Raw genomic sequence first — 18,679 nt, forward strand, 5'->3', positions numbered from 1 at the left:
TGGCTAAGTGACGACGTAATCCGACGGTTGAGCGGATTAACCAGCCACGTACCTTTTGGTTAGAGCCCAATATTCAAGCAGCTTTGGCTCCTCAGTGCTTACGAGGTTTATCAGCAGTTCACTTACGTTAACCCTATCAGCCAGCCTAGCTCCTCAACCCCCTTGCTGCTGGGAGTATCCAGATCGCTCCTCGCGGAATCAATCTGCCCGAAACATCCGGGGGCTACATTGTCAGAAGAGCTTCACACCCCACCGTTACCAGTGACGCATGTCTTCCTAGGCTACTGCTGGTCGTACAGCAGGTTCACTTCCTCACCCAGACATCGGGCGAGGCAAAACAATGACACACCGAGCTTTCGCTCGTATCGGTTTGCGAATCCATTGCCGTTGAAAGCGCAGGAATTGCACACGACATCCCGCCTGGTCGGCGGAGATGAAGCCGCTGACTGGGCGGGACCTGACGGTAATCAGGTCAATACAATGCGATTCTCCGGCTAGACAAGCCCGGGTCACGCTTCACAAAATATGGGGTGTAGTCCAGAAGGACCACACACTCAGCTACTAGAAATTGCCCCCGAAGGGACCTAAAGCACATCTACCGCAGTCGATGCTCGTAACGTGAGCTAACGGACACGAGCGTGCGTGTCGCACCAACCGGCGCACTATACAAAAAAATTCTCCTGCTGTGCGCCGGCTGGGCTGAAATATCCCGAAAATCAGCCTTTTACGTTCGGATAACAACTCACCCGCTCGTCCGCCCCATTGCTTACGAGCGGCACTCCGGTGGTGCGAGATTCGACGGCAAGGACGGCGCATCGGCAGGTGCGGGCCCGGCACCTGGCGCAGGCAACGAGGAGGCCGTTTTGCCGCCGGCAAAACACTCCCAGGTGACCGCGCCCGCCTGCACGGCGCCCTTGCTCAAGGCGATCCGCGCAGTCGGCGCCTCGGCATTGTCCGGCACCGAGGGCACCAGGGTCAGCGTGTTCGAACCGGCTGGCGCGACGCGTGTCGTGAAGGCGACGGTGATCTGACCGGTGTCATCGTCGACATGAACGGATTCGACGTTGCGGGTGGCAGGCGGTGACGCATAACCGCCGCCGAACGCATTGCCACTCGCGGCGTTTTCGGACACCGCGAGCCGCGCGGATGCGGCCAGCGAGAGACCCTCCCCCACGCGGCTGCGGGCCAGATAGTCCTGATACGCCGGAATCGCATAGGCCGCGATGACGCCGACGATCGCCAGCACGATCATCAGCTCGATCAGCGTGAAACCGAAACTCAAGCAGCGGCAGGCACGTGCGAGCGGCGCGGTCCAGCGCGCTCGTTCGAACGTGTGCCGTGGGGAAAGCGTGGACTGTGAATAAGGGGAGTACGGCAAAGTAACGATCATCGGCAGGCTCCTGAAACGAAAAACGCCTGCCCCTCGAATCGGGGACAGGCGTTTCAATCGTAGCCAGCGGTGCTCGTTCCACACAGTCAGCCGAATGGCTAACGTTGCGCTAGTGCGGCGGAGGTCGGTACAGGTGCGCTTATGTTCAGGCCACCACATCGTTGCCGTGGCGCGTCCGGCCACGGTTCAGGCTGAGTTCAGCTTAAGCCGCCGCGCGGTTGGCGTTGCGGCGCTTGAGCAGATAACCGAGGATCACGACGAACAGCGCGCCGGCGATGCTCATGCCGTACTCGGCCACCGGCGTATCGAGGATCGGCCAACGGTCGCCGGCCGGGTCATTGATGATCAGGCCACCCGCGATCCAGCCGAGCAGCGCGGCGCCGAGCGTGATGACGATCGGAAAGCGGTCGAGCAGCTTCAGCACCAACTGGCTGCCCCACACGATCAGCGGAATGCTCACCACCAGGCCGAAAATCACCAGCGCGAGGCGATGTTCGGGGTCGGCCGCCTCGGCCGCGCCCGCAATGGCGATCACGTTGTCGAGGCTCATCACCGCATCCGCGATGATGATGGTCTTGATCGCCGACATGAGCTTGTCGGCCGGCTTGATGTTCTCGTGGACGTCATGCGCGGGCGCCATCAGACGCACACCGATCCACAGCAGCAACAGGCCGCCGGCAAATTTCAGCAACGGCACGTCGAGCAGCGCCACGGCAAACGCAATCAGCGCCACGCGCAGCACAATCGCGCCGGCCGTGCCCCATAGCACGCCCTTGGTACGCTGCTCAGCCGGCAGGTTGCGGCAGGCAAGCGCGATCACGACAGCATTGTCGCCACCCAGCAGGATGTCGATGACGATGATCTGAATGACTGCGCCCCAATGGAGCGTGGCGAAGAACTCGAGCATGAGCGAAAGAGTAAAAAGGAATCGGACGCGCGGGCAATAAAAAAGCGGAGGAGTCTACACTCCCCCGCTTTTTAAGACTGCCTGCTCACGAAAGGGTTTCGTAAGCGTATCAAAAACGCGCCGTGACTGCGCGCGAATTTCGATTTACAGCATCGCCTTCAGAAGACGCGCCATTTCCGACGGGTTCTTCGTGACCGTGATACCGCAAGCTTCCATGATTTCCAGCTTGGCTTCAGCCGTGTCCGCACCGCCCGAGATCAGCGCGCCGGCGTGGCCCATGCGCTTGCCCGGAGGCGCCGTAACACCAGCGATAAAGCCAACCACCGGCTTCTTCATGTTGTCCTTGATCCACTCCGCAGCGTTCGCTTCGTCCGGACCACCGATCTCGCCGATCATGATGACGGCGTCCGTTTCCGGATCGTCGTTGAACATCTTCATCACGTCGATGTGCTTCAGACCGTTGATCGGGTCGCCGCCAATACCGACTGCCGACGATTGGCCGAGGCCGATCGCCGTCAATTGGCCGACTGCTTCATACGTCAGCGTGCCCGAACGCGACACGACGCCGATGCGGCCCTTGCGGTGGATGTGACCCGGCATGATGCCGATCTTCAGCTCGTCCGGTGTGATCGTGCCCGGGCAGTTCGGTCCGAGCAGCAGCGTCTTGCTGTTCTTTGCGCGCATGCGTGCCTTGAGCTCGATCATGTCACGGACAGGAATGCCTTCCGTGATACAGATCGCCAGATCCAGGTCGGCTTCGACCGCTTCCCAGATCGCAGCAGCAGCGCCTGCCGGCGGAACGTAAATCACCGACACGGTCGCGCCCGTTTCAGCCTTGGCTTCAGCGACGCTTGCGTAGATAGGAATGCCTTCGAAATCTTCGCCGGCCTTCTTCGGGTTCACGCCTGCAACGTACGCTTCGCGGCCGTTTGCATATTCACGGCAAGCACGCGTATGGAACTGACCGGTCTTGCCGGTGATGCCCTGCGTGATGACCTTGGTGTCTTTGTTAATCAGAATCGACATGTATTGACCTCTGTTCGTTTGGCGTCGCGCGGTTGCGCCGCGAGGCGGGATGTTCTCCGCCCGCGTCGCTCACGCGCCGCCATTCGTAATCCTGGTGAACGTCCCGGCAGGCTTACGCCTTGCCCGAAGCGGCCGCGACGACCTTCTGAGCCGCTTCTTCCATGCTGTCTGCCGCAATGATCGGCAGGCCGGATTCAGCGAGCATCTTCTTGCCCAGGTCTTCGTTCGTGCCCTTCATGCGGACCACGAGCGGCACCTTCAGCGACACGGCCTTCGACGCCGCGATCACGCCTTCCGCGATCACGTCGCAGCGCATGATGCCGCCGAAAATGTTGACCAGAATCGCGGTCAGGTTCGGGTTCTTCAGCATGATCTTGAACGCTTCCGTGACCTTCTCGGTCGTGGCGCCACCGCCCACGTCCAGGAAGTTCGCCGGTTCGCCGCCGAACAGCTTGATGGTGTCCATCGTTGCCATTGCGAGGCCAGCGCCGTTCACGAGGCAGCCGATGTTGCCGTCGAGCGAGATGTAGGCGAGGTCGAACTTCGATGCTTCGACTTCAGCCGGATCTTCTTCGTCCAGATCGCGATACGCGACGATTTCCGGGTGACGGAACAGTGCGTTCGAATCGAAGTTGAATTTCGCGTCCAACGCGATGACCTTGCCGTCGCCGGTCAGGATCAGCGGGTTGATTTCGGCCAGCGATGCGTCGGTTTCCCAGAATGCCTTGTACAGGCCTTGCAGGATCGCGCGCGCTTGCGGCAGCGAAGCGGCGGGCACGCCGATCTTCGTTGCGAGCTCGTCGGCTTCCGAATCTTTCAGACCGGTCGACGGGTCGACGGCGATCTTGTGGATCAGCTCAGGCGTCTTTTCCGCGACTTCTTCGACGTCCATGCCGCCTTCGCTCGATGCCATCACGACAATCTTCTGCGAAACGCGATCGATCACCAGGCCGATATACAGTTCCTTCTTGATGTCAGCGCCTTCTTCGATCAGCAGGCGATTCACCTTCTGGCCTTCCGGACCGGTCTGGTGCGTGACGAGCTGCATGCCGAGGATCTGTTCCGAATACTCGCGAACCTGTTCCAGCGACTTGGCGACCTTCACGCCACCGCCCTTGCCACGGCCACCCGCGTGGATCTGAGCCTTCACGACCCATACCGGGCCGCCGAGCTCTTCCGCGGCCTTGACCGCATCATCCACCGAGAAGACCGGCTTGCCGCGCGGTACCGCGACGCCGAATTTCCGCAGGATTTCCTTACCCTGGTACTCGTGAATCTTCATGCGTGATTCCCTTCAGTCTGAGAGTTGGATTGAACTTCGTTTCCGCTGCCGTCGTTCATGCCGGACGCGTTGCCGCCCTCACCTGTCTGGCGGGCTGCCCCGTCGCCTGACGATGCCGCACGATCCGCCTGATACGGAGCGCGGCCATACCAGCGCGGATAAAACTGTTGCACCGCCTCGCCGTTGAAACGCAGCGCGTGGCAGCGTCCCAGCTGGAATGGCGGTTTGTTGTTGGAATGCTCGTCTGTGCTGTCTGGGCTTCTGGCCTGCTCGGTCCCGGAACTCGCCGCTGCGCCCGGCGTGCCTTCATTGGTGTTCCACACGTCACCGGCGAACGCCTGGATTGCGGCGGTCGGCAAAATCGCACATAGCTCAGTGAGATGCGTGCAACCCACCGTGCCGCCCAGCAAACGGGCAGCTTCGCGACGGAAGTTGTGACGGAGATTGAGCCCGATGAGGGCACGGTAGGCGGGATTGCTGGCTTGGCACAACCCTGGATAGGGCACCCAGTCGGACGACGCTTCGGCGTCGACGACGTTGAGCTTGCGATCGATGGTGATGCGAAGCCAGAGTTCATGGATCGGCTGACCATTGGGCCGGACGCCCGACGCAAGCACCACATCGCGCGGTTTTTCGTCGGTCAAGCACGCTTCCACATCCCACAGGCCATCGGCTCGCTCATAGGCTTCCGCTCTGATTGCGCGACGATGGCGCAACTGACGGGATACTGGCGGGGAGAGCGGCATGCGGGAAGGAAAGGCCGGATTGGAAAACCCCTGAATTTTAGCATACTGGGTATTTGAGACAGGTCGGAATGCGCAGGGCCGCCCGGCGGGCCGGGGAGCGCGGCAGACGCTATCTCAAAGCAAAGGCGTGGCGGCGAAGCACGGGGGTTTTTGCGCCGGGGCCAGCGCGGTACCCAGCTAGTCGCCGCTCCACTCCTCGTCGATACCTTTGAGAATTTTGCCGATCGTGGCGCCCGAGAAACCGCGCGATGCCAGAAAGCGCGCCTGCTTGGCCCGCTCGGCGGCGGTTTCGGGAAGCCGGCCGAATTTCTTCTGCCAGACGGTTTGCGCGCGCGCGAGTTCGGTTTCGCGCAGTTGCGCACTGGCTTCTTCGACCAGCGTTTGGTCCACCGCGTGCTGCTTCAATTCGCCGACGATCCGGCTCGCGCCCAGCCGCGACGAGCGCCGATGGATCAGGCTTTCAGCAAAGCGCGAATCGGACAGCCAGTTTTCGGCTTCCAGCGAATCGAGCAAGGTATCGAGCGAATCGGTTTCTTCGACGAACGGCTTCAGCTTGCGCGCCAGTTCGGAGCGGCTGTATTCACGCCGGGACAAATAGCCGAGTGCACGTCCTTTTAGCGAACGGGTTGGGCGCTGGGATTTTTTTTCATCGTCCTGCTCTGGCTTCGCCTCGCCGGGTGCGCGGCGCGAGCGGGTATAGGTGGTTTCGGACGGGTCCGCTGCAGCTTGCGCAGAAGAATCAGACTGCGGCTGACGACCCTCGGCGCGATCGTGCGCATCGAACGACTCGAAGGGATCGGCGTCGCCGGCTGCGGCAAAGGGATCGGGATCTGATGCGTATGAGCGCCGGGTGGCGGAGTTGCCCGCCGGATAACGTGGCGCACGTGAGGTGGAACGCCCGAAAGAGCTTCCAGAAGACTTGCCGAACGAACTGCCGGACGAACGACCGGTCGAGCTGTCGGACGAATTCCCCGACGACCGCCCAAACGATCGGGTGGACCGGGAAGTCGTTGAGGAAGAAGGTGACGACGAAGAGGATGACGACGACTCGAACGAATCGTCGTCACTGTCACGCGGGCCGTCCGCGTTGCGTCCAGCGTTGGCAGCATTGGGTTGCGGCCGGCCCTTGCGTATCACGTGCTGGTTACTCTTCTTCGCCTGCGACTTCGGCGCTTACGCCCGTCGCCGCTTCAGCCATGGCATTTACGCCCAGCGATTCACGGATACGGTTTTCGATCTCACGGGCGATGTCCGGATTTTCGCGCAGGAATTCGCGCGCGTTGTCCTTACCCTGACCGATCCGTTCGCCGTTGTAGCTGTACCAGGCGCCGGCCTTATCGACGATCTTCGCCTGCACGCCGAGGTCGATGACTTCGCCCTGACGGGAAATACCTTCCCCGTACAGAATGTCGAAAATCGCTTCACGGAACGGCGGCGCAACCTTGTTCTTCACCACCTTCACGCGCGTTTCGTTACCGATCACTTCGTCGTTCTTCTTGATCGAACCGATCCGGCGAATGTCCAGACGCACCGACGCGTAAAACTTCAGCGCGTTACCACCCGTGGTGGTTTCCGGGTTGCCGAACATCACACCGATCTTCATACGGATCTGGTTGATGAAGATCACGAGGCAGTTCGTGCGCTTGATCGTGCCGGTAAGCTTACGCAGCGCTTGCGACATCAGACGCGCTTGCAGACCCGGCAGCGAGTCGCCCATTTCGCCTTCGATTTCAGCCTTCGGCACGAGTGCCGCCACCGAGTCGATCACGATCATGTCGATCGAGCCTGAGCGCACCAGTGCGTCGGCGATTTCGAGCGCCTGTTCGCCGGTATCCGGCTGTGAAACCAGCAGGTCGTTTACGTTCACACCGAGCTTGCGCGCGTACTGAATGTCCAGCGCATGTTCCGCGTCGATAAACGCTGCCGTGCCGCCGAGCTTCTGCATTTCGGCGACGACCTGCAGCGTTAGCGTGGTTTTACCGGACGACTCCGGACCATAAATTTCGACCACCCGGCCACGCGGCAAACCGCCGACGCCCAGCGCGATATCGAGGCCGAGCGATCCGGTTGAGACCACCTGGATGTCTTCGACCGCCTCACCTGCGCCGAGCCGCATGACCGACCCTTTGCCGAACTGCTTTTCGATCTGCGCGAGCGCGGCAGCGAGTGCCTTGCCCTTTTCAGCAGTCAGTCCAGCCGAGCCTTTCTTGCTTTCTTCCATGAATCGTCCTTTGCTATGATGAACGGCGTCTGAGGCAGATGTGCGGCCCGCCTTTTCAAGATTCTTGAAGGACAGCACACGAAACTCAGACACTGTATAAAAAAACAGTAGTTTTGGCAAGCGCGATTCTCATGCGAACGCGCATTTTTACCGTCGCGCCGCCCAACTACCCACAATAATTTTCGGAGACCGCTGTGCGCCAGGGGACACCCCACGGTGCCGGCAAGGCCAGGTTGGCGCACCATGCGAATTCTGATTGCCGAAGACGACAGCATACTCGCGGACGGTCTGGTTCGATCACTCCGCCAATCGGCCTATGCCGTCGATCATGTGAAGAACGGCGTCGAGGCCGACACCGCCCTGTCGATGCAAACTTTCGACCTGCTGATCCTCGACCTGGGCCTGCCGCGCATGTCCGGGCTCGAGGTGCTGCGCCGCCTGCGCGCCCGTAATTCGAACGTGCCGGTGCTAATTCTCACCGCCGCGGACAGCGTCGACGAACGCGTCAAAGGTCTCGACCTCGGCGCCGACGATTACATGGCCAAACCCTTCGCACTTAACGAGCTTGAGGCGCGCGTGCGCGCGCTGACCCGGCGCGGCGCGGGCGGCGGCCCGACGGTGGTGCGGCACGGTTCGCTGTCGTTCGATCAGGTCGGCCGGATCGCCTATGTCAATGAGCAGGTGATCGACCTGTCGGCACGCGAACTCGGTTTGCTCGAAGTCCTGCTGCAACGGATCGGGCGGCTGGTATCGAAGGAGCAGCTCGTCGACCATCTGTGCGAATGGGGCGAGGAAGTCAGCAATAACGCGATCGAAGTCTACGTACACCGGCTGCGCAAGAAGATCGAGCCGAGCGGCGTGCGCATCATCACCGTGCGGGGCCTCGGGTACTGCCTCGAGAAAGCCGCCCTGCCCGCGAACACGAACGTGAATGTGAGCGCCAACGCGCCCACGCCGCATGCTCCCGCTGAGCCCGAACCGCCGGCATCGCCCCCGTCGGCCGCGATGCCGGCGAGCCATCACTACAAATAGAGGACGCCCATGTCCGCACGCGCAGACCGCGCCACGGCGCACGCGGCGGACCTCGACGAGGCACGCGACGAGCGCTACGCCAATCCGTTCGCCCCGCCCGACGAAACCGAAGCCGCCGCCGAAGCACGCCCGCGCTCGCTGTTCGGCGAGATTCTCGACTGGATGCTGGCGCCGCTGCTGCTGCTTTGGCCGATGAGCCTCGCGGTCACCTACCTGGTCGCCAAGTCGATCGCCAACGGCCCGTTCGACCGCGCGCTCGAAACCGACGCCTACGTGCTCGCCCGCCAGATCCATCCGATCAACGGCGTGGCGGAGCTATCGCTACCCGACTCCACCCGCGACTTTCTGCGCGCCGACAACGTCGACAGCGTGTTCTATCAGGTGCTTGGCACGCGCGGCGAACTGGTCGGCGGCGAGCGCGACATGCCGCTGCCGCACGAGGAAGACCGGCCACCGCCGGGTCTCGTCGAATTCCGCGACGACGTGCTGCGCGGCAACGATATCCGCGTCGCCTATACGACCGTCGAATTTCCGCAAACCCCCGGCGCTCAGCCGGTGCTGGTGCAGGTCGCCGAGACGCTCGACAAACGCAGCCAGCTTGCCAACGACATCATCAAAGGCGTGATCCTGCCGCAGTTCGTCATCCTGCCGTTGGCGATCCTGCTGGTGTGGTTCGGCCTGTCGCGCGGACTTGCGCCGCTGCATGCCCTGCAGGCGCACATTCGCGCGCGCCGCCCGGACGATCTGTCGCCGCTCGAAGCGCGCCGCGCGCCGCCGGAAATCGAGCCGCTGGTGACGTCTTTCAACGATCTGCTGACGCGTCTCGCACAGAACATGGAGTTGCAGAAGCGCTTTATCGCCGACGCCGCCCATCAGATGAAAACGCCGCTTGCCGGTCTGCGCACCCAGGCTGAGCTTGCGCTGCGCCAGGACGCCTCCGCGGAAGTCCACCGCTCGCTCGAACAGATCGCCACCAGTTCGGAGCATGCGGCGCGTCTCGTCACCCAGCTGCTGGCGCTGGCGCGCGCGGAAAACCGCATGTCCGGGCAAATTTTCACGCCCGTCGAGGTGACGGAGATGGCGCGTCATGCCGTGCGCGACTGGGTCCAGGCCGCGCTCGCCAAGCAGATGGACCTCGGCTACGAAGCCCCCGAAGAGCCGGTCGAAGTCGACGGCAACCCGGTCATGCTGCGGGAAATGTTGTCGAATCTGATCGACAACGCGATCCGCTACACGCCGCCCGGTGGGCGCATCACCGTGCGGGTACGGCACGACGTAACGGCGCGGCGCGTGCATCTGGAAGTGGAAGACACCGGGCTCGGCATTCCGGTGGCCGAGCGCTCGCGAGTGGTCGAGCGTTTTTACCGGATTCTCGGCCGTGAAGGCGACGGCAGCGGCCTTGGGCTCGCGATCGTCCGCGAGATCGCAACGATGCACGGCGGGGAGATGACGATCGACGACAACGTCTATCAAACCACCCCGCGGCTTGCCGGCACGCTCGTGCGTGTCAGCTTGCAAGTGCTCGAACGGGCACAGGACTTACCCTAGGAGCGTACAGATCCACGCATCCAGCGACGCCATATTGAGATGATTTAGACAAACTTTACAAGAACTTGTAAGCTATTTGGCGTTTGTTGATGGAATTTTCCCTCACGCGCCTGTAACTGCCACTTCACCCCTCCACGTCAGTACGCCGTAAGTTTCCACTCCAATAATCGGTTCCACGGGAACGCCTTTGCCGGCGGACTGCGTACACATATCAATATTGGAGACGACATATGGCTACCGTTGGCGGGCAAATCTCGCACGTGCCGATGACGCACGAAGAGAAGCGGGTGATCTTCGCATCGTCGCTAGGTACAGTTTTCGAGTGGTACGACTTCTTCCTGGCCGGTTCACTCGCGGTCTTTATCAGCAAGAGCTTCTTCTCCGGCGTCAATCCGACGGCCGCCTTCATCTTCACGCTCCTCAGCTTCGCCGCGGGTTTCGCCGTGCGGCCATTCGGCGCGATCGTATTCGGGCGCCTCGGCGATATGGTTGGGCGCAAGTACACCTTCCTCGTGACGATCATGATCATGGGCCTGTCGACCTTCCTGGTCGGCTTCCTGCCGGGCTATGCGTCGATCGGCATTGCGTCGCCGGTGATCTTCGTCGCGATGCGCATGCTGCAGGGCCTCGCGCTCGGCGGCGAATACGGCGGCGCCGCTACTTACGTCGCCGAACACGCGCCGGCGGGACGCCGCGGCTTCTACACCTCGTGGATCCAGGCGACCGCCACGCTCGGCCTGTTTCTCTCGCTGCTGGTGATTCTCGGCGTGCGCACGGCGCTGGGCGAAGACGCGTTCGGCGTCTGGGGCTGGCGCATTCCGTTCGTCGCGTCCATCATTCTGCTGGCCGTGTCGGTGTGGATTCGTCTGCAACTGCACGAATCGCCGGTGTTCGAGCGCATCAAGGCCGAAGGCAAGACCTCCAAGAGGCCGCTGACGGAAGCGTTCGCCGAATGGAAGAACCTGAAGATCGTGATTCTGGCGCTGGTGGGCCTGACCGCCGGCCAGGCCGTAGTCTGGTACACGGGCCAGTTCTACACCCTCTTCTTCCTCACGCAGACGATGAAGGTGGACGGCAGCAGCGCCAACATCATGATCGCGATCGCGCTCCTGATCGGCACGCCGTTCTTCCTGTTCTTCGGCTCGCTCTCGGATCGCATCGGCCGTAAGCCGATCATCATGGCCGGCCTGCTGATCGCCGCGTGCACGTATTTCCCGCTGTTCAAGGCGCTCGCGCACTACACCAACCCGGCGCTGGAAGCCGCAAGCGCGAAGGCGCCGATCGTCGTGATCGCGAATCCTGACGAGTGCTCGTTCCAGTTCAACCCGGTGGGCACGTCGAAGTTCACGAGTTCGTGCGACATCGCCAAGGCCGCGCTGTCGAAGGCCGGCCTGAACTACGAGAACGTCGCGGCGCCGGCGGGCACGCTGGCGGAGATCAAGGTGGGCGATACGGTCGTCAACACGTATGACGGCAAGGCCGCCGACGCCAAGGATCAGGGCAAGGCGTTCGACAAGACCATCGCGTCGACGCTGAAAGCCGCCGGCTACCCGGCAAAAGCCGATCCGTCGCAGATCAACTGGCCAATGGCCGTGGTGATCCTGACGATCATGATGATCTACGTGACGATGGTCTACGGTCCGATCGCGGCCATGCTGGTGGAGATGTTCCCGACGCGGATCCGCTATACCTCGATGTCGCTGCCGTATCACATCGGCAATGGCTGGTTCGGCGGCTTCCTGCCGGCGACCGCGTTCGCGATCGTCGCGGCGAAGGGCAACATCTTTTCGGGGCTGTGGTATCCGATCGTGATCGCGGTCGCCACGTTCGTGATCGGCATGCTGTTCATCAGGGAAACCAAGGACTCGGATATCTACGCGAAGGACTGAAACGCCTGACGGACGGGGCAATTTAAAAAAGTTGTGCAGTGGGGGTTGACAGCCCCCGGCCCTATCCTCATAATCTCGCTTCTTTCGGCGAATTAGCTCAGTTGGTTAGAGCGACGGAATCATAATCCGCAGGTCCGGGGTTCGAGTCCCTGATTCGCCACCAGTTGCAAGAAAAAGCCGCTGATCCACAAGGTCAGCGGCTTTTTTGTTTTGGCTTTCCAAACAGCAACTTCAAGGAGGTTTCTTGATGACGTTCCGTACCGCCGCGCTTGCCGTGGTCACCGCATCCATCGCGCTTTTCACCGCCGCATCAGCGCTCACCACCAACGCCCAAACGACGCCCGACAGTCAGTGGCGCGCCAGTCCGATCACGCTTTCGACGTTGCTTCAGGACGGCTACAAAATCGTCGCCGTAGTGAATGACGCACGCGGCAATGCCACCCCGGCCGATACGATTTTCGTTCAGCGCGATCAGAGCGCCTTCAAATGCATCGACCCGCAGCAACCCGACGCGAAAGCGAAAACGCCGGCCGCGCCGCCTGCCTGCTTCGAACTGGTTCAGCCGTCGGGCGCGGCTGCGGCCTCTGAGGCCAAGTAGTCGCGCGTTCATAGCGGCTGGGCTCCGCTCGCTCGTGGGCGTAGCCGGCTACACACTCGTCGCACAACACGGCGATAAAGCTCACTCGCGTACGCAACCGGCCTCATGCGTAGCAAGCGTCAACAGATTTAGCCACGACCCGGCAGACCAGCCATAAAAAAAGGAGTCAGCCGAAGCTGACTCCATCAAATGCCACTCCTCGCGCATTCAGCACGACACTGCTCTTGCTCTAACTCGCCACGCCCATCGCCGGATCGCTGACGCTGTCCTTACCGGTTTCGACACGGCCTGCAAAACGCCGCGAGTAACCCCCCGGTGCAGCAAGCGTGAAGTCGTACCAGCCACCCACCGCGCTCACCGACCAGTACGGTTCTACCTGCATCCCCGCGGGCACCGCGTAGGTCCACGGGCCATCGCTGCGATACGCGTTCGAGGTGACCGTCACGTTGGCCGTCGCGTTGCCCGAATTCATGATCGTCAGATAGACCGCGTTGTTGACGATGTCGTAGCAGACCCGCACTTCCGGATTCGGCCCGGTGACCACCGTCGCGACGCTGCCCTGGAACGAGCGATGAAAACCGTTCGGCCCGAGCACCCACAGGCTGTAGTTACCCTGGTCGTCGGCGAGCGCGGCCCACGAATCCGACAGTTCCTTGCCTGCTTCGACGGTGTAGCGGCGCGGCACCCGATCGAGATGCAACTGGTCGTACACATGAAACACGGCACCCGCCGTACCCGTGTTGCTGAAAATCAGCCAGATCAGGCCATCCTGCACATCGGCATTGGCGCTCACGTGCAGCAGGTACGGCAACGCGCGCGACGGCCGCGACATCAGCGCCTGTTGCGGCATCTGCTGACTCGCCACCGGCGGCACGGGCACCGCGCCCAGGGCACTCTGCTGCGTGTTCTGCGCATCGGCCTGGGCTTTGGTTGGTGCCGGCAGCGCCGCAACCGGCGCGTCGTTCGGATTGCGGAAATTGAACGCCGACGTGAGATCGCCGCACACCGCGCGCCGCCACGGGCTGATATTGGTCTCGGTCACGCCGAAACGCTGCTCCAGAAAACGCAGTACCGACGTATGGTCGAACACTTGCGAATTCACCCAGCCGCCGGTGCTCCACGGCGACACGACGAACATCGGCACACGCGGCCCCGGTCCGAAGCATTGCCCGTCCGGCACCATCGGCGACGAATCGCCGGGAGGGTTCGGCTCCGTGAAGTACTCGTACTGCGTGTTCACCGTGGATTTACCCGCGAACGTGCCGTCGATGTTTTTGCTCGGCGCGTCGGGCGGCGGCATGTGATCGAAGAAGCAATCGTTCTCGTCGTAATTGACGAACAGCACGGTCTTGCTCCACACGTCGGGGTTCGCAGTCAGCGTGTCGAGCAACAGTTGCAGGTAATAGCCGCCCTGCCCCGGGGTCGAAGCGCCCGGATGCTCACAGTACGCCTGCGGCGACACGATCCAGCTCACTTGTGGCATCTGTCCGGCAGCAATATCGTCTTTCAGCGCCTGCAGGAAGCCGCCATCGGGCATCGTATTGCCGATGCCTTTGTACAGCGGCGCCACCGCTTCGAGCGACTGCGTGTAGGGCAACAGCGGCGAACCCGGCAGCGTCTCGTTAACCTTGCGGTAGGTCGCAAAACCGGCGAGCGAATTGTCCGTGTAGTTGTCCGGCATGTTCTGGTAGACCTTCCAGCTCACGCCCGCCGCCTGGAGACGCTCCGGGTAGGTGGTCCACTTGAGGCCGGTAGCCGAAGCGCCCAGGCCGTCCCAGCCGTCGTTGTTGACCACCGCATTGGCGCCGGCACTCGCGCCATTGGTGCCGGTCCACAGGAAGATCCGGTTCGAGTTGGTGCCGCCATGCAGCGAACAGTGATAGGCGTCGCAGATCGTGAAAGCATTCGCCAGCGCGACATGGAACGGCAGGTCGCCCTGCTTGAGATAGCCCATCGACACATCGCCCTTGGCTTTCGGCCACTGCGTCATGCGTCCGCTGTCCCACGCCTGATGCGCGTCGCTCCACGAATGCGGGCCGCCGGCGAGCAGCGCGTTCCCTTTCGTGCTGTCGAGGTAGAACGGCAGCACGCTGCGGGTTCCGTCGTTTTGCTGGAACACCGTCGTGCCTCCAGGCTGCGGAATCGTGAACCGGTCGCTAAAGCCGCGCACGCCCGGCAGCGTGCCGAAGTAATGGTCGAACGAGCGGTTCTCCTGCATGAAGATGACGACGTGCTGGACGTCGTTGATGGTGCCGGTGGTGTTGTTTGCGGGAATCGCAAGCGCGCGGCGGATGGCCGGCGGAAACAGGCTGAGCGCGGCAGCGCCCGCGGCGCTGCGCAGGAAGGTACGGCGGTCCAGTGAGGTCATGTTTGGCGTGTTGGGGTCGTCAGAATCTGTGCGCCTCGCCGGCCCGTCTCAGCCGATGGCTCGACGGACAGGCGGCAAAGCGCACTCGGCAAACAGCACGTCAGGGCGCGCAGACGAGTTGCGTGTTCTGCAACGGCTGCGCGGCGCTTGCACCCAGGGCGGCGCACGCACCGGAAGCAGGCGCGGCGACGATCGGCACCGGCGCGCTTGCGCCACCCGCGCCGGCCGCCGCGTTATTCGCGGCGGTGGCAGGGCCGGCTGCGCCATTGCTGGTGCTGCTGCTCAAACCGTCGCCGCAGCCGGCCACCGATACGGACAGCGCACACAAGGCCGCGGCCGTCAGCAGGCCACGCATATGCCACAGCCCGCAGCGGGTGTGCGCCTGATGCGCCTCACGCGTCGCGCAGGCCTCATTCGTCTCGGGCGCTTTCGAAAAGGAAGCCGTCGGGTTCATTGCAGGACTCCGTTCAGTGGGTGAGGGTGGACAGCGGCTGGCCCGAACCGAAGATCGACTGCAGCTCGGTTTCGGTGACGACGCGGGTCCACAGCGCGAGATCGCTAAACGCCTGCACGTCCGGCGGCGTCGCCGCGCACTTGCCGACGGTGTACGGCGGCGTATCGTTACAGGCGTTCATGTAGTACTTGCCGGTGCCGTCTTCGTTCAGGCCGAACACGCCGAGGCCAGGCAGCTTGGCGATGTTGACGCTCAGCGTCTGGCTCAGCACCTTCTCCTCGCCGAGCACCGGATCGAAGACGTAGGCATTGATCTTCTTCGCGGCGGTGTCGATGGTCAGCGCGAGATAAGTCCACTTGTTGGCGCTGACGTTCAGGCCGTTGATGTCGTTGCGCGTGCTGCCGTCGCCGAGATTGAAGCGGACATTGCAGCTCGTACCCGAACCAGGGAACAGGCCGATCGCGATGCCGGCATTGCCACCCGAGTAGTAGTTCTTGTTCGAGAACACCGGCGTGCCGTTGCCCGTGAGATTCGCGCACGAGGTGTAGAACCAGAAGCCGATCGTGAATTGCGCGTGAGTCGTGACGTCGTTGGTCTGCGTGAGCTTGTAGCCATCGAAGCCGTTGCTGTCGACCGTATGCGTGTCGATCTGCAAGCCCTTGCCGCCGAACGGATCGGCAACCAGCGAGCCACCGTCGGCGTCCGCGGCCCACGGCGCCATCGTGCTGGCGCTCAGGCGGTCGACAGGCGGCAGCGCACCGAACGGGTAGTAGCTGGAGAGACCGTTGGTCAGCGTGGTCGCGAGCGGCGGCGGCGGAGGTGGCGGCGGCGGAGGTTGCACGTACACGACCTGGGTGATCGTCGCGAGCGGCGCGCTGCCGGCCACCACCGTGTAGTTGAACGGGTAGACACCGGTAGCCGTCAGGCCGAGCTGACTGTCGGTATAGGTCGCAGTGCCCGCCGGCAGGCTCGCGATCAAGGTGCCGTTACGCAGCACACTGATCGCGCCGGTAGCGGGCGCAGTCCACGTGAGGACGAGGCTGGCGTTATCGCTGCCGGTGGTGCCGAGCAGTTGCAACACGGGCGTGGCGCCGATGAACTGGCCGCCGTCGAGCGCATAGGTCGTGGGATCCGGCAGCACGCCCTTATAGGCGAGCAGCGTCGGCGTGATGTCGGCGATGCTGGCGCGCGTGTAAAGCGCGGCCATCGTAGTCGGTGCGGTGGTGTTGCCGAGGCGCGCATTCGGCGCCTGGTTCAGGGCGATGAAGCTGGTCGATTCAGACGGCAGCGGCAAGCCGTCGGTGCCGCCTGCCGCGTTCAGACCGTGACTGCTGGTCACGACGATCAGCCAGTTCTCGTTGCTGCGTTTCGCGGTTTCGGCGACGAGCGTGCCGAGCGCGGCATCCAGTTGCGTCAACGTGCTCGTGTAGTTCGTCGACGACAACCCGTCGTTGAGCGCGGCGTCTTGCGCGGAGTGATATTGCGCGAACACCAGCGAGTAGCCGTTGTCGATCAGACTCACGCCGTTCTGCGTGACGCAGGTGTCGACCGAGGCGCAGTTCACCAGCGCGTCGAGATTGCCGGCATTCTGATCCGGTGTCAGCAAGGCCGCGAGACCGCTCGAATCGACGGCCGCACCCACCGTGCCGGCGCCCGCGCTCTTGAGCATCTGGAACACAGTGCTGCTGTGCGACGCCTGATTGGGGGCGTCGGAATTGATCTGGTGACGGTCGGCCCACGTGCCGGTCAGCACCGTCGCCCAACCCGGCGTATCGAGATTCGGTTGCTGCGACAGCGTGCCGTTGACACCGCCGCTGTACGCGGGCGCCACGGTCAGCTTCGCCAGATTGGGCAGCTTGCCGCCGGCAATACCCGCGCTCAACGCGCTATACGTCACGCCGTCGAGTTCGACCAGCAGCATCTTTTTGACCGCCGGTGCGCCGGACGTAGCCGGCGTGCTGGCCGGCGTACCCGAGCCGACTTGTGTATTGCCCGCGCTGTTGCCTGAATTGCTGTCGCCGGTCTGCGATACGCCGCCGCAGCCACTCAGCGCAGCCGTTGCGCCCAGCGCGCCGAGCAGCGCCAAGCCGCATGCGAATTGCACGACGGTGTGCCGTCTCATGTTTGTCCCCTCTCGATGCCGATATGCGCCGGACCATCCGGCGAGTCGTTGCAACGATAGGGACCACGGACGACGCGGCTATGTCGTTCTGCGCAAACTGACCGATACCGGCATCAGCATTCTTTTGGAGACCGCTGCGCGAGCGCGTCGACGTTGGCGATGAAGGCGGTGATGAGACGCGAGCCGGCCCGCGCCTCGAGGTAATACAGATACTCCTGGAGGATCGGCGCGTCGGTGTCCAGGGGCAGTTGTCGCAGATCGGGATGCGCCGGCGCCTCACCGAGCGGCATCAGCGTGCAGCCCATGTTGTGGCGGATCGCTTCGTAGATCGCCTCACGGCTGCCGATTTCGATCAGCATTCTCGGTGCAACGCCAATGCGCTTGAGCGCGGTCTCGGTGGCCTCGCGGGTACGCGAGCCGGGCTCGCGCAGCAGAAGCGTATGCGCGGCGACGTCGGCGAGCCTGACCACTTCCTGCGCGGCCAGCGGATGCCTGCAATGCGCGACGACGACGAGCGGATCGTCGGCAATCGTACGGCGTGCGAGGCGTGGGTCGTCGACCCGTTGCGATGACACCGCGAGATCGACACGAAAGTCGAGCAGCGCATCGAGGATCTGCTGCGAATTGCCGATCTCGACACAGATCTTGACGGCCTGATACTGCCGATGAAACGCCGCGATGGTCGGCAGAATGTAATAAGGCCCGGTCGCGCCGACCCGCAGATTGCCGGTGGCCAGTTCGCGTTCGTTGCGCAGCGTGAAGTCGATATCGCTTTCGGTTTGCTGCATGCGATCGATCAGCGGCATCAACGCGGCGCCGGCGTCAGTCAGGTCGAAACGGCTGCCGCGCCGATGGAACAGCTCGACGCCATACTGCTTTTCCAGTTGCTGGATGCGCGCCGTGATGGTCGGCTGACTGACTTCGAGGCGCTTCGCGGCGGCGGTGACACTGCCCTGCCGGACGGTTTCATAAAAGGCGACCAGAAGCGTTGCGAGCATGGAAGGCCAAAGGCAAAACTTCCAATTTATTACCGTAACGTGGCAATTTCGTTACGAACAGCTTTTGATTTTGTAATGCGTTGCAAGCGCCGCTGCGT

At 62.7% G+C, this 18,679-nt stretch carries 15 protein-coding genes and 1 tRNA gene; 5 read left to right on the plus strand and 11 right to left on the minus strand.

What is annotated here, in order from left to right:
• Positions 1-766: 766 nt before the first annotated feature.
• The 7 genes from HHL24_RS09270 to recA all read right to left on the minus strand — a co-directional run bounded on the left by HHL24_RS09270 (position 767) and on the right by recA (position 7,572).
• Entirely contained in the window at positions 767-1,390 is a 624-nt protein-coding gene (locus tag HHL24_RS09270) for a pilin (protein WP_169485218.1), read from the minus strand.
• Positions 1,391-1,592: 202 nt separating this feature from the next.
• Positions 1,593-2,297 (minus strand): TerC family protein, encoded by a 705-nt coding sequence (locus HHL24_RS09275; protein ID WP_169485219.1) that lies wholly within the window; start codon positions 2,295-2,297, stop codon positions 1,593-1,595.
• A gap of 144 nt (positions 2,298-2,441) precedes the next feature.
• Positions 2,442-3,323, minus strand: a complete 882-nt coding sequence (gene sucD, locus HHL24_RS09280; RefSeq protein WP_035548412.1) for a succinate--CoA ligase subunit alpha — start codon at positions 3,321-3,323, stop codon at positions 2,442-2,444.
• A gap of 112 nt (positions 3,324-3,435) precedes the next feature.
• Positions 3,436-4,605 carry an ADP-forming succinate--CoA ligase subunit beta gene (sucC, locus tag HHL24_RS09285; RefSeq protein ID WP_169485220.1) on the minus strand — a complete coding sequence of 390 codons (1,170 nt, stop codon included), beginning with the start codon at positions 4,603-4,605 and terminating at the stop codon, positions 3,436-3,438.
• Positions 4,602-5,351: a DUF2889 domain-containing protein gene (locus HHL24_RS09290; protein WP_169485221.1), complete on the minus strand. Its 750-nt coding sequence runs from the start codon at positions 5,349-5,351 to the stop codon at positions 4,602-4,604. Before HHL24_RS09290 ends, sucC begins: the two co-directional genes overlap by 4 nt.
• 177 nt (positions 5,352-5,528) lie before the next feature.
• A complete protein-coding gene (gene recX, locus HHL24_RS45025; RefSeq protein WP_407947488.1) occupies positions 5,529-6,488 on the minus strand; it encodes a recombination regulator RecX in 960 nt (319 codons plus the stop codon).
• 7 nt (positions 6,489-6,495) lie between these two features.
• On the minus strand, positions 6,496-7,572 hold the full coding sequence (gene recA, locus HHL24_RS09300) for a recombinase RecA (RefSeq protein WP_169485222.1): 1,077 nt from the start codon (positions 7,570-7,572) through the stop codon (positions 6,496-6,498).
• A gap of 243 nt (positions 7,573-7,815) precedes the next feature.
• Between recA and HHL24_RS09305 the strand changes: the two genes are divergently transcribed.
• From HHL24_RS09305 to HHL24_RS09325, 5 genes are all read left to right on the plus strand, one after another.
• Positions 7,816-8,604: a response regulator transcription factor gene (locus HHL24_RS09305; protein WP_169485223.1), complete on the plus strand. Its 789-nt coding sequence runs from the start codon at positions 7,816-7,818 to the stop codon at positions 8,602-8,604.
• Between the two features lie 9 nt (positions 8,605-8,613).
• Positions 8,614-10,152 carry a sensor histidine kinase gene (locus HHL24_RS09310; RefSeq protein WP_169485224.1) on the plus strand — a complete coding sequence of 513 codons (1,539 nt, stop codon included), beginning with the start codon at positions 8,614-8,616 and terminating at the stop codon, positions 10,150-10,152.
• Between the two features lie 230 nt (positions 10,153-10,382).
• Complete coding sequence (locus HHL24_RS09315; protein ID WP_169485225.1) at positions 10,383-12,041, plus strand: MFS transporter; 1,659 nt, start codon at positions 10,383-10,385, stop codon at positions 12,039-12,041.
• A gap of 86 nt (positions 12,042-12,127) precedes the next feature.
• Positions 12,128-12,204: transfer RNA gene (locus HHL24_RS09320), tRNA-Met, on the plus strand.
• 84 nt (positions 12,205-12,288) lie between these two features.
• Entirely contained in the window at positions 12,289-12,639 is a 351-nt protein-coding gene (locus HHL24_RS09325) for a hypothetical protein (RefSeq protein ID WP_169485226.1), read from the plus strand.
• Between the two features lie 229 nt (positions 12,640-12,868).
• On the opposite strand, the gene HHL24_RS09330 is transcribed toward HHL24_RS09325, so the two are convergent.
• The 4 genes from HHL24_RS09330 to HHL24_RS09345 form a co-directional block, all read right to left on the minus strand.
• A complete protein-coding gene (locus tag HHL24_RS09330) occupies positions 12,869-15,007 on the minus strand; it encodes a phosphocholine-specific phospholipase C (protein WP_169485227.1) in 2,139 nt (712 codons plus the stop codon).
• 100 nt (positions 15,008-15,107) lie between these two features.
• A complete protein-coding gene (locus HHL24_RS09335; protein WP_230417394.1) occupies positions 15,108-15,461 on the minus strand; it encodes a hypothetical protein in 354 nt (117 codons plus the stop codon).
• Between the two features lie 13 nt (positions 15,462-15,474).
• The gene (locus HHL24_RS09340) at positions 15,475-17,583 is read right to left on the minus strand and encodes a LamG-like jellyroll fold domain-containing protein (protein ID WP_169485228.1); all 2,109 of its coding nucleotides are present in this window, start codon (positions 17,581-17,583) and stop codon (positions 15,475-15,477) included.
• A 113-nt stretch (positions 17,584-17,696) separates the two neighbouring features.
• On the minus strand, positions 17,697-18,581 hold the full coding sequence (locus tag HHL24_RS09345; protein ID WP_169485229.1) for a LysR substrate-binding domain-containing protein: 885 nt from the start codon (positions 18,579-18,581) through the stop codon (positions 17,697-17,699).
• Between the last annotated feature and the right edge of the window lie 98 nt (positions 18,582-18,679).

Source organism: Paraburkholderia polaris, from assembly GCF_012927345.1.
GTDB classification, from domain to species: domain Bacteria; phylum Pseudomonadota; class Gammaproteobacteria; order Burkholderiales; family Burkholderiaceae; genus Paraburkholderia; species Paraburkholderia polaris.

Coding starts and splice junctions, on each gene's coding strand:
- HHL24_RS09310 (WP_169485224.1), top strand. CDS start 8,614: ATGTCCGCACGCGCAGACCGCGCCACGGCGCACGCGGCGGACCTCGAC.
- HHL24_RS09315 (WP_169485225.1), top strand. CDS start 10,383: ATGGCTACCGTTGGCGGGCAAATCTCGCACGTGCCGATGACGCACGAA.
- HHL24_RS09275 (WP_169485219.1), bottom strand. CDS start 2,297: ATGCTCGAGTTCTTCGCCACGCTCCATTGGGGCGCAGTCATTCAGATC.
- HHL24_RS09345 (WP_169485229.1), bottom strand. CDS start 18,581: ATGCTCGCAACGCTTCTGGTCGCCTTTTATGAAACCGTCCGGCAGGGC.
- HHL24_RS09330 (WP_169485227.1), bottom strand. CDS start 15,007: ATGACCTCACTGGACCGCCGTACCTTCCTGCGCAGCGCCGCGGGCGCT.
- HHL24_RS09290 (WP_169485221.1), bottom strand. CDS start 5,351: ATGCCGCTCTCCCCGCCAGTATCCCGTCAGTTGCGCCATCGTCGCGCA.
- HHL24_RS09270 (WP_169485218.1), bottom strand. CDS start 1,390: ATGATCGTTACTTTGCCGTACTCCCCTTATTCACAGTCCACGCTTTCC.
- HHL24_RS09335 (WP_230417394.1), bottom strand. CDS start 15,461: ATGAACCCGACGGCTTCCTTTTCGAAAGCGCCCGAGACGAATGAGGCC.
- HHL24_RS09325 (WP_169485226.1), top strand. CDS start 12,289: ATGACGTTCCGTACCGCCGCGCTTGCCGTGGTCACCGCATCCATCGCG.
- sucD (WP_035548412.1), bottom strand. CDS start 3,323: ATGTCGATTCTGATTAACAAAGACACCAAGGTCATCACGCAGGGCATC.
- HHL24_RS09305 (WP_169485223.1), top strand. CDS start 7,816: ATGCGAATTCTGATTGCCGAAGACGACAGCATACTCGCGGACGGTCTG.
- HHL24_RS09340 (WP_169485228.1), bottom strand. CDS start 17,583: ATGAGACGGCACACCGTCGTGCAATTCGCATGCGGCTTGGCGCTGCTC.
- sucC (WP_169485220.1), bottom strand. CDS start 4,605: ATGAAGATTCACGAGTACCAGGGTAAGGAAATCCTGCGGAAATTCGGC.
- recA (WP_169485222.1), bottom strand. CDS start 7,572: ATGGAAGAAAGCAAGAAAGGCTCGGCTGGACTGACTGCTGAAAAGGGC.